Source organism: Pseudoleptotrichia goodfellowii (assembly GCF_007990505.1).
Taxonomy (GTDB): Bacteria; Fusobacteriota; Fusobacteriia; order Fusobacteriales; family Leptotrichiaceae; genus Pseudoleptotrichia; species Pseudoleptotrichia goodfellowii.
Map to the genome: position 1 here is coordinate 1,956,095 of NZ_AP019822.1, position 12,594 is coordinate 1,968,688.

Genomic DNA, 12,594 nt, shown 5'->3' on the forward strand with positions numbered 1-12,594 from the left:
TAACAATTCTTTTATTTTCTTTCCATTTCGTTACATTTCCTGTTTCTTAATTCTTTCTCACAAGTTTAAACTCTATTCTTCTGTTCAGTGCTCTTCCTTCTGCTGTTTCATTTGTTGCTACAGGCTCTTCTTCTCCTCTTGTTTCTACTCCCACTATTCTACTTGCAGGCACTCCGAACTCTATCATCTTAGCTTTTACACTTTCCGCTCTTCTCATTCCAAGTTTCATGTTGTATTCGTTTGTTCCCTTAGAATCTGTATGTCCTATTATCGTTACTTCATAATCATTCACTTCTATATACTCTTTCAAGTTTTGTAATATTCCGTAATATTGCGGTTTTACATTTGATTTGTCAAAATCAAATAACAATGATCTCTCATCCAATACTACTGTTACTTCCTTAGGTCCTTTTACTCTCGTTATGTCTATTTCATCCAATTCCAATGCATTTATTCTTATACTGTTCTCTCTTATCTGTGTTGTCGTCAACTTTCTGAAAGCCATTGTCGGAATCGAAAGCATCAATAACAACATCATTAATATTATTGCTCTTGACTTTCTTTCCATGCATCTGCCTCTCTTTCCAATGACTTATATTGTGTTGTGTATTCTATCTGTCCTTCATTTTTCAATTTCTCCAGATTATCTGACGGTTTTACAAATTTATTCTCTTTCAGATATGCTTCTATATTGTCCAATCTGTCTGTATTGTAGTTTACCAACTTCGCATTTGTACATGATACTGCCAATGCTCCTAATCCTAATGCTATTGCTATCTTTTTCATATTTTCTACCTCTCCTGTTATATTTTTATTTTTCTCTCAACATCATATTTTACAACGTTGAAGTTTTCTTTACTTCCGACATTTAAATTTTACTTCGAGAAATACGTAACGAAACGTCATAAAAACAACTGTTTGAGCGTAGCGAGTTTGTTGTTTTTATAGTGTAGTCAGTTATTTCGAGTTAGTAAAATTTTTGTCGTTTGTTTTTTCGCTTCCTTTTTTTCAAAAAAGGAAGTTAAAAGCTACTTCATTTTACTTTGTATACCTTCCAGTCTCTCTTCCATTTTCTCTAACGCTTCATTTGTTTTGTGGAATGTTTCTATATTGTTGTTTATTTCATCCACTCTTTTTTTGATTCTCTGTATTTCTACATTCATCTTTTCACTTTCTGTCATGTTCTTCTGTCTTGCCTTATTTGCTCTCATTTCTGCTTTCTTTTGCATCTGGGCATCTTTTTTCATCTTCATTTCTTGACTTTTTTTACTTTGTGATTCTCTTTTTATTTCTGCCGCTCTCTTTTGTATACTGTTTGGTGTTTCTGTTGTAACAGGTGTTTCTTCCACTGTCACTTCTTCTACCTTCTCCTGCTTCGCTTCCTCTGCCTGTCTCTTTCTCGCTTCTCTCAATAATCTGTCCACTGCAGGGTCACTGTAACTTATTTGTGTCATTAACAGTACTAATCCTGCCAACAACCCTATCGCTTTTCTCACTTTCATTGCTTCCTCCTATTTCTTCTTATTTACTTTCTTAGGCTCTCTTACTTTTTTCTCTACTACTTTCTTTACTTTCTTTTTCTTGCCTATTACTTCATTATATCCGTTTAATTCTTTTTCTTCTCTTTCTACACTTCTCACTACTCTTTCGTAAAAGTCTACTCTGTCTTTTGCTTTTGCTGCATTATACTCAAGTTTTTCCATCGGTGTCTTTGGTTTTACTTCTTCTACTGCTTCTTCTTCTACATCCAATGTCACTTCCTGTACATTCCCTTCAGCTGTTTCTCTTCTTAACACTTTCTTTTCTTTTACTTTTTCTTCTCTTACAGGTCTTGATGCCTCTTTTTGTTGTCTATAATAGTCTTCTCTTGCTTTTCTTAATACGTCCTGTGCACTCTCTGCCATTACTATACTTCCTATCGCAAGTAAGCCCAACATTACTATCTTTTTCATTACTTCCCTCCTAATTCATCACTGATAACATTGCTTCTAATTCACTTATCTTCTGCTCTTTTTCTCTTATCATTTTTGCTATGTTTTTATAGTATGTGTCGTAATTGTTAAGAACCTGTTTATACTTGTCTCTTAACCATCTTACTTCCGAATCCTTTTTCAGCTTTTCAAACAGTTTTTCTTTCCCCTGTTCTTTTGCTTTCAAGTCTTCAACTTCTGCTTCCAGTTGTGCTTTCTGTGCTTCAAACTCTCTTTTCTTTTGTGCTTCTTTTTCTAGTAAATCATTAAATTTTGACTCTATCGCATTCAAACTTTGTTCCAAGCTCTTCTGCGGTGCTGCATAACTTACTGACGATACTGTTAATATTCCTGCCAGTAATAAAATGATTTTTTTCATACTTCCTCCTTAAATCTTTCTTAGATTTTCCATTTTTTTCTTAGATTTTTCTTACAGATTAGTATATCAAAAATAATTGTAAAATTCAATTATTTTTTTTATTTTAATTTTTTAGATGTTTTTGTTTTTTATTTTTCTATTTTCTTTCTATTTTAAAGCATTATATTTAATATAAATATTTAAACACCGTTATATATGAGCGTATATTTATATAAATATTTTATTTATTAATTAATCTTTTTATAATTTTATAGTACTCCTAAATGATTGATTTAATCCTTTTTTCAAAAAAAACTCACTGCACAAATTTCATACAGTGAGAAAAAAAGTTATATTAAATTAGAATACTTTTACATTCAACAATAAAAATATAATAATCAGTATAACTATTTTTATTACAAATTGAAGCATTATTCTACACCCCCTCTCGAGAATGTTATAACAATCAAAGAAGTGAACTTTGATTTGTCCTGTATATTATATATTAAAAATAATAAAATTTCTACATATTTTTAATTTAATATAAATGTTTTGCTTTTATGATTGATTTTCAAGAAGAAATATTGTATAATTGTACTGTAATAAAACAAGTTGAAGCATTAAAAAAGTGGCAAAAGAAGCTGATATATATCGGCTTTTTTTGTTTTTACCTGATATGATTGATTTTTACGGAGAAATGTTATATAATAATTTTCTAATAAAATGAGTTGTGACATAAAAAGTGACAAAAAAACCGACATTAAGTCGGCTTTTTTGTTTACTGTATTTAATTGCTGTAAGGTCCGTTTAATAAGTTATTTGTTACATTTTTCGGATTCGGCACCAGTGATTTATAACTGAAAAATATACTTCCCTTTATTTCCGGATATTTTCTGTTAAGTTTTACCTGTTCTACCAACTCATTAGGATTTGACCAGTCATTTACTTTGTAGGCAGCATGTCCTATATACAGATCAGTGTTTGTTTTTCCTGCATATTTACTCCACCAATTTATAAGAGTACTGTAATCTGCTACTTTAAATCCTCTTACCCAGTAAATCTGAGGTGCAACATAATCTATCCAATGTTTGTCCATCCAGTAAAGTATGTCTGCATACAGATCGTCATAATTCTGAACTCCCGCCTGTGTCTGAGAACCTCTTACAGGATCTGTCGAGGCGTTTCTCCAAACTCCGAAAGGACTTATACCGAAAGAAACATTTTTATTTTCTTTTTTTATTGAATTATGGAGCTTTTCGATTAATTTATTTATATTATTTCTTCTCCAGTCTCCTATATTGGAAAATTTTCCGCCGTATTTTCTGTACTGCTGACTGTCGGGATATTCCTGACCCTTTACTTTGTAAGGATAGAAATAGTCATCCATATGAACTCCGTCTACATCATATTTTTTTACTACTTCCACTATACTGTCCACAACATAATCATTTACTTCGGGTATTCCCGGATTGAGATATAATTTCCCTCCGTACATTACTGTCCATTCGGGTCTTTTATTTCCTATATTATCTCTCGAAAGTTTTTCTCTGCCTCCACCCATAGTAAGTCTGTAAGGATTAAACCATGCATGAAATTCTATATTTCTCTTGTGAGCCTCTTCTATCATAAATTTTAACGGATCATAACCGGGATTTTCTCCCTGAACACCTGTCAAATATTCAGACCACGGAGCATATTTCGAAGGATAAAAAGTATCTCCTACAGGTTTTATCTGAACAAATACGGCATTCATATTCCATTTTTTTACATTTTCAAGCACCGAGATAAATTCTCTTTTCTGTTCACTTACACTGAGTCCTTTTTTAGAAGGCCAGTCAATATTAATAACACTTGCAACCCATACTCCTCTAAGTTCTTTTTTATTTTTTTTCGCTGCAGTCTTTTTTGTCTTTGTATTTGAAACACTGAAATCATCATTACTGTAGCTGTCTATTATTTTTAATATTTCATCATCATTTTCAGGATTATAATCGGATACACCTTCTCTACCGTATAAATTCAACGCTCCTGTGATTAACATAATGATTAATAATATTTTTGATATTGCTTTCACTTTTTTTCTCCTATCTCTTTTTTAATTTTTATAACCGTCTTTTTTTATCTCAAAATCTATAATAACAGGCAGATGATCCGACAATAATGTTTTTATAACCTGAAATTCTTTTACTTTTATTTCTTTTGAACACAAAATAAAATCAAGTTCCTTTTTAGGTGCCCAGCTTGGAAATGTAGGCTCTCTATGTACATTTACATTGTGCAGTCCGCTTGCTTCCAAAAAAAGCTCTATTTCTTCATTTCCCCAAAGAACATTGAAATCTCCTGCAACAATAAAAGGTTTTCTGCAGTCCTGTATCAATTTTCTTAATTGGACAATCTGTTTCAATCTCGTTTTTCCTCCCAATGCTAGATGGACAAGAAAAACAGTAACAGAATTCGTTTCAATTTCCATAACAAGTTTTTTCATCCCGTTGTTCAGATAATGAAATTTTTTCGATTTAATCTCTGTTTTTGATAAAAGAGCATTTCCCTGCTTTCTTACCATAGGTACTTTCATGTATCGTGAATTTTTCTGATATTTATACTGAAAAACACAATGATTTCCCGTTATTTTTCCGAGCAGTTCAGCCTGATTTTTTTCTTCGGTTCTGAAAGATCCCAAATCCACCTCTACCAATCCTACTATATCAGGATTATATCCTTTTATAAATTCACCTATTCGGGAAACATGACTTAACGAATGTCCCAAATATCCCCTAATATGTTTTAACGGCTGTTTCAAATATTTACCTGTTCCGTATCTTATATTGTATAAAAGAAATTTCATGATACTACTTCCTAACCAATCCTACTCCGTCGCCGAAAGGCAGTAAAACGAAGTCATATTCATAATTCAGTTTTTCTATAAACTGTTTTAATCGATTTACTATTGTTTTATATCTTTTCGGAATATCTTTTTCCTCAGATGTTACAAGACCTCTGAACATTATATTATCAATAAATATAATGCCGTTCTCATTTAATAGATCATAACACATCTCAAAAAACTTCATATATTGACCCTTTGCCGCATCAATGAATATAAAATCAAAAGTTTCTCTTTTACTGTTTTCTTCAATCTGTGCAATTTCAGGTATTTTTTCCAGTGCATCACCTAATATAAGTCTGTTTTTATCCAAAATTCCGACTTTTTCAAAATTTTCAACTGCTTTATTGTATCTTTTTTCATCTATTTCAATACTTGTAAAAGTTCCACCGTTTTCATTTGCAATTTTTCCAAGAAATATTCCCGAATATCCTGTAGCAGTTCCTATCTCAAGTATATTCCGTGCTTTTATCCCCTTTGCAGTAAAAATCATAAAATTAAGTACCTCTTTTGTTATTATCGGCACATTATTTTCAAGACTTTCCTTTTCTATCCCGACTATCTTTTCGTCTTCTGTCTGAAACAGATTTTGACTGTATTTTGAGGATTCAATAAAATTTTCCAACATAATTTTTAACACATTCCTTTTATTTTTATCTTTTTATTATCTTTCTCTTTTCTTTAAAAATTTTTACAGTGCCTCTCCCATTTTAAATATAGGCAGCATTACCGAAAGCATTATTATTCCTATTATCATTGCTATAAATATTATCGACAGCGGCTCAAAAATTTTAAGAAACAACTGTATTTTTTCTCTCACTTTCTCATAATATATTTCATACAGATTATGAAAAGCGTCGGATATTACTCCCGTCTTTTCTCCTATATTAAGGAAAGTTATATATTCCCGATTGAAAAATCTCAAATTGTAAAAAGACTTCTTTATATTTTCTCCTTTTTCCACTTTTGTAATAATTTTCTTCACTTCTCCGTTTAATAACAAACTGTTTGAATTTGTGCACATTTTAAGAGACTCAAGAAAAGAAATATCAGCACTCGTAAGAGAATACATACTTCTTGTAAAGTTCAAAATGCACATTTCTCTGTAAAGATTACCCAACAAAAAAGTATTCAGTATTAGCTGCTCGAATTTTTCTTCATTTTTCTTTTTCAGATAAACAGCCGTCCAAATAAAAAAAATTGATAAAATCAATAAAAATAATCCGTATTTATCAAGAAGAGCACTTATTTTAACCGTAATTCTTGTCATCAAAGGAAGTTTCTGTCCTGTATCGGAATAAATCATAACAAATTTAGGAACTACGAATTTTAAAAGTATTACGACAATTACAACGGCTGTAACAATAACTGTCAACGGGTACACGCTTAAGCCTGTTATATCTTTTCTGATTTTTTCTTTAAATTCGTATTTTTCGGATAAATTTTTGAAAACGGTTTCAAGATTACCCGTCTGCTCTCCTATTTTTATTAATTCTAAAAATTCTCTGTCTTTTACTACTTTTTCAAAAGCTGTATTTAAAGGCTTTCCTTTCTCCACAAGTTTCTTTGTCTGTATTATTTTTTCCCTAAATTCTCCTTCATAATTCATAGAAATTATTTCAAGAGAATCTATTAAATTTACTTTTCCTTTTAACAGATAATACATATTTTTCGTAAACGAAAGCAATTCTTTGTCTTTCACTTTGTGCAACTTTTTTTTACTCAAAAAACCGGTCATATTAATCCCCCCTTTTGATTTTTATACCGTTTTTTCTTCGTTTTCTTTATTTTGAGTTTCTTCTTTATTTTCTTTTATATTCTGCTCATTGTTTACAGTATTCTCATTTTTATCTGAAACATCATTATTATCATTTATTTCATTATTTTCATCATTATACAGATTATCTTCCGACTTCTTGTCTTCTTCGTGATCGTGTCCGTTCATTTTATCTCTGAACGTTTTTATATAGTTGGAACCTACAGAAAATATCCTTTTGGAAAATATATTCTTTATTGGAATACCCCCGTTATAAACAAAAGTTTTTTCAAAAGAATCCACCCTTGTCAGCTGAAGCAGACAGTATAGCCTTAATATAAATCCTATCATAAAAGCTATTCTTATTGTATGGAAAGTTTCTCCGAAAATATAAATAACTCCGTTATTTACGTACGTTCCCAAAACTCCTCCGAAAATCCCTGCTGAAACCGCTACCAGTCCAGAAACTATTGCATAAGCTCCTACATAAGCGTCGGCAGGCTCTTCGGCAATTTCCATAAGCAGATTCAAAAGGCTCAAGGTAATCGCTGTAAATCCTATGGCATCTACTATAGCCGCTGTAAATAACATGGATATTTTATTATCGTCAGTCATTGAAAAATAAATCAACACATAATACGTCGTAAAAAATATTCCCATTCTGAGCATTGTTTTATTTCCGTATTTGTCAGACAGCTTCCCGTAAAGGACGTACAATCCGCTCGACAGTATAGCAGTTAAAACTCCCATTTGGGATATAAAAATAATATCAACACCTAGAACTTTTATTCTGTAATACTCGAAAAGAGGTTTTAAAAGCTCCCACGTAAAAAGCCAGACTGCTGCAAACTTAAGGTAAATAACAAAATTCTTATTTTTCAATGCAGACTTTATACTTACTTTCTGTATTTTTTCTCCTAAACGGGGAATGTAATGAAAGTGCATAAATATTGTTGACACTATCGCCGATACAGCCATAGAAGAAGTCAAAAGAAACATTGCCGTTTTCTTATCTTCCATTGACAGCAAATATCCGTAAAATAAAATATAAATTACTGTCGACAGAGAAGAAAAAAAGTTTCTTATTCCGAAATATTTTCCTCTATCCTTTTTATCAATAATTTCAACCATTGTAGCTGTCCATACATTATTTACAAAAGGCGAAAATAATGCGTAAATGAACATTATCATAAAATACAGTACAGGCTGCCTTATATCAAGCAACACTGCAAAAGGCAACACACAGACTGCCAATCTTGATATTACAGTGGACATCATTAAAGTTTTTCTTCTGTGTCCTAAAAACCTGTTCACGGATTTTGTGAAAATTTGCAAGAAAAACCCTGCTGTCGGCAATACCGATACTATAGATATAAAAAACGGACTGAAATTAAAATATATAGCCAGACTTAACATAACGAAGCCCTGCATCCCTACATAGAATCCGTTATAAAATACCGCCTCGAATATTGAATATTTCTTCGTATTATTTATTTTCTGTCTTATTATTTTATGCTTTGTGTTCACTGCTGAATTTTCCTCCTAAATTGAATATTGAATATAAACAGTCTATTTATTTCAATGAATCCAAAGCGATTTTCCCTAATGCTATAGAGCCTATAAATCCTGCATCATCTCCTAAGCCCGGATATACAATATATTTCTCTATTTCTTCCAAAATTTCTTTTTTATAAACATAATTATTTAAAAATTTCTGAACATTCTTTCTTATAAGAGGAAATAATTGCTGCTGTTTCATTACCCCGCCTCCCATAATTATTCTTTGCGGAGATAAAATCAATATATAATTTACTAAAGCCTGAGCAAGATAATAAGCTTCCAGTTCCCAAACTTCATCTTTATCCATAAGTTCCTGCCCTTTTTTCCCCCATCTGTCTTCAATAGCAGGCCCTGCAGCCATTCCTTCAAGGCAGTCTTTATGAAAAGGACATCTTCCTTCAAATTTATCTTCAGGATGTCTTTTTAAAAATATATGTCCCATTTCAGGATGAGTAAGTCCCTGAAGCATTGTACCGTTCACTACGGCTCCTGCTCCTATTCCTGTCCCCACTGTTATGTAAACGAGGTTTTTCAATCCTGTGCCTGCTCCCCACCATGATTCTGCAAGGGCAGCTCCGTTTACATCGGTGTCAAATTCCATAGGAACATCATAATGTTTCTTTAACTCTCCTATCATATTATAATCACTCCAGTAAGGTTTCGGAGTTTTTGTTATGTACCCGTATGTTTTCGAGCCTTTTACAGGATCTATCGGCCCGAAACTTCCTACACCCATAACATCGAATTTTTTATCCTTAAAATATTTGATAACTCTCTTCATTGTTTCCTCAGGATTTGTAGTAGGAATATTGATTTTTTCTATAATTTTTCCTTCTTCAGTCCCCAAACCGCAAATAAACTTTGTTCCCCCTGCTTCTACTGCTGCAATTACTGCCATCTTTCACTCACATCCTTATCAATATTTTATTTTAATAATTTTCTTTTTCCATTTTATTGTGATAAAATTCTATTATTTCTTTTCTTGTGGCAGTTGCAGTTCCGATTTTCCCGACAACAATCCCCGAAGCCATATTTGCAATCACTCCGGCTTCATATAAATCGGCTCCGGCACTTACAGCCAATAAAAACGTTGATATAAAAGTGTCCCCCGCTCCGGTCACATCATAAACTTCCCTTGCAACAGTAGGGATTCTTTTATGTTCTTTTTCAAACAGAGAAATCCCTTCTTCACTTCTTGTCAGCACAACATTTTCAAGTTCCAGTTCCTCTTTCAATTCTTTCATTTTTTGAGCAATTTCTTCTTCACTTTCAAACTTTTTCATCCCGAAATAGTCAAGTATCTCTTTCCTGTTAGGTGTCATGGAAGTTGCCCCTTTATAATTTTTGAAATTTTGAGGCTTAGGGTCCACTACAATTTTTTTATTATGTTTTTTTGCAATATTTATTATTTTTTCCGAAAGATATTTTGTCAATACTCCTTTATTATAATCGGATAGTAGTATCGCATCTATTTTTTCTATATTTTCCTCAAGATTTTTTATAATTTTATCCTGCATATCTTTTGAAATATCAGTATCCTTTTCCCAATCAAGCCTTAGAAGCTGCTGCCCCTGAGATAAAACTCTGCTTTTTATTATCGTCGGTCTTGTTTCATCTTTTACAATAGTCGAAGAATCTATTTCTTTTAGAGAAAGTTCCTTTAAAAATTTCTCTCCGTTATCATCTTTACCTATAACACCGTAAACAGAAACTTTCCCGTCAAGACTTCTCAAGTTATTTGCAACGTTAGAAGCTCCTCCCAGAACAAATCTTTCCTCTTCAATATTTACAACAGGTACAGGTGCTTCAGGAGAAATTCTGTTCACTTTTCCTATTAAATATTCGTCTAGCATCATATCTCCAACAACTGCAATTTTCACTTTGTCAAATCTATTTAATATTTCTTCCAGTCTTTCAACAGAAATCATAAATTATCCTCTTTTCAATATTTATTATAATTTATATTTCTATTATTATACTACATAAATCAGACTATTTCATTAATCTAAAATTAAAATTATTGCAATAGGATGAAACTTCCTTAATTTCCCATCTCCTGTATCACTGCTTCTATTTCAATATAAATATCTCTCACTTCTTTATTATTTCTTTTATACTTAAATAAAGGTCCTATTATAGGAATATTCGAAAAAAACGGAACTTTTTTTATTGTTTCTTTTGTTACATTCTGTTTTAGTCCTCCTATAAATGTTGATCCGCCATTATTCAAAGTTATTATTGTTTTAGTCTGATTTTTCTGTTTTGCTCCGGAACCTGAACTGTAATTGGAAGTAAGTTTGAAATTACTGATTTCTGTATCTATTTTCAGCAAAATTTTCTTTTCTCCGCTTATCTTTCTGATTTCAGGCAAAATTTTAAAAACTATTCCCGCTTCTGAAAAAATAGGCTCTGTATAATCAGTATTGTTTTTTGTTGTTTTCTTTTCACCGACAAGAACTTCCTCAGTAACTTTCAGTTCTCCTTCTTCATCTTCCATAATGAGCAAAGTCGGCATGGCTTCTATTTTTATATCTCCGTTTTCTCTCAACAGGTTAAAATCAATTCCCAGAAACTTTCCTCCACTTGCAAATATTGAACCTATGGTTATTTCTCCGTTTAAAAACTTTGCCACAAGATTTGATTTTGCAGGCTCGGGATTATTGGAATTGATATTCCAGTCCACTCCCAGTTTCTCAAACAGATTTGAACTCGTATCTATTATAGTTCCTTTTATAATTATCTGATCTTTCGGTCTGTCAAGGGATTTTATTATTTTTCTTATTTGTTCTATTTCTTTCATTTCACCGCTTATTATAATTTTATTATCAATTCCTACGAGCTTTAAATTATTAAAACCGTTCAGTTTTTCAGACACTTCCTTGACATCTCTGTATTCAAGATTTATTTCTTCTATTTTTTCGTCTTTTTTCTGATTTTGAACATTTTGATTATTTCCGTTAACTCCTGTAGTTCCGGAATTTACTCCGTTATTCTCTTTCTGATTTGTTGTTTTGTTTATTTCCTGATTAAGATTTATATTTTCTCTGTTATCTTTATATATAAATATTTTATTTGCCTTTTTAGCATCTTCTTTATTTACATAATCAGTTATTTTTGCCGGGAAAATATAAATTCCCGTCACAAAATAAAAAACCGTAAACAGAATATTTATAAACCTGTTTTTTATTATTTTTGTCATTTTTTCTCCTCACAATAATTTTTTATGAGGGCTCATTGCCGCCCTCATACTCCCGCTACCCGCGGTTCTACGCGACTATGTCGACTCCGAAAATGCGGGGTTTTTTCCGACATTAAAATTTTACTAACTCGAAATAACTTCATTCCACTATAAAAACAACAAACTCGCTTCGGATTAAAATCCTCGCTCAAACAGTTGTTTTTATGACGTTACATTCGTATTTCTCGAAGTAAAATTTTAGTCGAATAATTTTTCGCTTCCTTTTTTGAAAAAAGGAAGATGAAATATTTTTTACTACTTTTTCTTAAAAAAGTAATTTTCAATTTAAAGCACTATTTTCTCTTTCTCTATGAATCCCAAAGAAATCTTAAAAGCATCTCCTGTTAGCTCAATATACATTTTTGAAGTATCAATAAAACTTTTACTTTTATTAACATAATACAAAAATTTACCGAAATCGCTAAGTCCTCCATATAATGTAAAATGTATATATTTCAGTTTATATCCGTTTCTTTCCCATATTTTTTCCGATTTTGATATTTCTTTCATTTTAAGATTGCTCTCTTTGGCAAAAACATATATCATTTTTTTGAAATCCGATTCATTTTTCATAGACAATGCAGCCAATTTCCCTGTAAGTACCTGTATCTGATCATAGTCGGATTTTATCTCTTTTCTCTTTTTTTCCTGTTCGGAAATTATTTCATCTATTTTACTTTCCAGCTGTTTTTTATTTTCCGCAAGTATTTCCCTATCCTTTAAAACCCTTCTGTATTTTGTATATTTATTGTTAAGTCCTAAAAACATTAAAGTTACAAGTAAAATAATAATTATATTTTTTAAATTCAATTTACTCATTTTTACCCC

At 31.5% G+C, this 12,594-nt stretch carries 14 protein-coding genes; all 14 read right to left on the reverse strand.

Annotation, left to right across the window (positions count from 1 at the left end; genetic code table 11):
• Positions 1-46 precede the first annotated feature (46 nt).
• The gene (locus tag FVE72_RS09425; RefSeq protein ID WP_026738146.1) at positions 47-589 is read right to left on the reverse strand and encodes an OmpA family protein; all 543 of its coding nucleotides are present in this window, start codon (positions 587-589) and stop codon (positions 47-49) included.
• Positions 544-786: a hypothetical protein gene (locus FVE72_RS09430; protein ID WP_006808102.1), complete on the reverse strand. Its 243-nt coding sequence runs from the start codon at positions 784-786 to the stop codon at positions 544-546. The genes FVE72_RS09425 and FVE72_RS09430 overlap by 46 nt, the downstream gene beginning before the upstream one ends.
• Before the next feature lie 242 nt (positions 787-1,028).
• Complete coding sequence (locus FVE72_RS09435) at positions 1,029-1,502, reverse strand: hypothetical protein (RefSeq protein ID WP_051411732.1); 474 nt, start codon at positions 1,500-1,502, stop codon at positions 1,029-1,031.
• 9 nt (positions 1,503-1,511) lie between these two features.
• A complete protein-coding gene (locus tag FVE72_RS09440; RefSeq protein WP_036056037.1) occupies positions 1,512-1,952 on the reverse strand; it encodes a hypothetical protein in 441 nt (146 codons plus the stop codon).
• Positions 1,953-1,962: 10 nt separating this feature from the next.
• Complete coding sequence (locus FVE72_RS09445; RefSeq protein WP_026738147.1) at positions 1,963-2,349, reverse strand: adhesion protein FadA; 387 nt, start codon at positions 2,347-2,349, stop codon at positions 1,963-1,965.
• 766 nt (positions 2,350-3,115) lie between these two features.
• On the reverse strand, positions 3,116-4,402 hold the full coding sequence (locus tag FVE72_RS09450) for a glycoside hydrolase family 10 protein (protein WP_232049445.1): 1,287 nt from the start codon (positions 4,400-4,402) through the stop codon (positions 3,116-3,118).
• Between the two features lie 21 nt (positions 4,403-4,423).
• Complete coding sequence (locus FVE72_RS09455) at positions 4,424-5,173, reverse strand: endonuclease/exonuclease/phosphatase family protein (RefSeq protein WP_026738148.1); 750 nt, start codon at positions 5,171-5,173, stop codon at positions 4,424-4,426.
• 4 nt (positions 5,174-5,177) lie between these two features.
• Positions 5,178-5,840, reverse strand: coding sequence for an O-methyltransferase (locus FVE72_RS09460; protein WP_006806374.1), 663 nt, complete (start codon positions 5,838-5,840; stop codon positions 5,178-5,180).
• Positions 5,841-5,903: 63 nt separating this feature from the next.
• Positions 5,904-6,950 (reverse strand): type II secretion system F family protein, encoded by a 1,047-nt coding sequence (locus FVE72_RS09465; protein WP_026738149.1) that lies wholly within the window; start codon positions 6,948-6,950, stop codon positions 5,904-5,906.
• 21 nt (positions 6,951-6,971) lie between these two features.
• Positions 6,972-8,495 (reverse strand): MFS transporter, encoded by a 1,524-nt coding sequence (locus tag FVE72_RS09470; protein ID WP_026738150.1) that lies wholly within the window; start codon positions 8,493-8,495, stop codon positions 6,972-6,974.
• A gap of 46 nt (positions 8,496-8,541) precedes the next feature.
• The gene (locus FVE72_RS09475) at positions 8,542-9,426 is read right to left on the reverse strand and encodes an ROK family protein (protein ID WP_026738151.1); all 885 of its coding nucleotides are present in this window, start codon (positions 9,424-9,426) and stop codon (positions 8,542-8,544) included.
• 31 nt (positions 9,427-9,457) lie between these two features.
• The gene (gene rfaE1, locus FVE72_RS09480) at positions 9,458-10,456 is read right to left on the reverse strand and encodes a D-glycero-beta-D-manno-heptose-7-phosphate kinase (protein ID WP_026738152.1); all 999 of its coding nucleotides are present in this window, start codon (positions 10,454-10,456) and stop codon (positions 9,458-9,460) included.
• Positions 10,457-10,569: 113 nt separating this feature from the next.
• A complete protein-coding gene (locus FVE72_RS09485; protein ID WP_026738153.1) occupies positions 10,570-11,727 on the reverse strand; it encodes a type II secretion system protein GspD in 1,158 nt (385 codons plus the stop codon).
• 324 nt (positions 11,728-12,051) lie between these two features.
• On the reverse strand, positions 12,052-12,585 hold the full coding sequence (locus tag FVE72_RS09490) for a hypothetical protein (protein WP_026738154.1): 534 nt from the start codon (positions 12,583-12,585) through the stop codon (positions 12,052-12,054).
• Between the last annotated feature and the right edge of the window lie 9 nt (positions 12,586-12,594).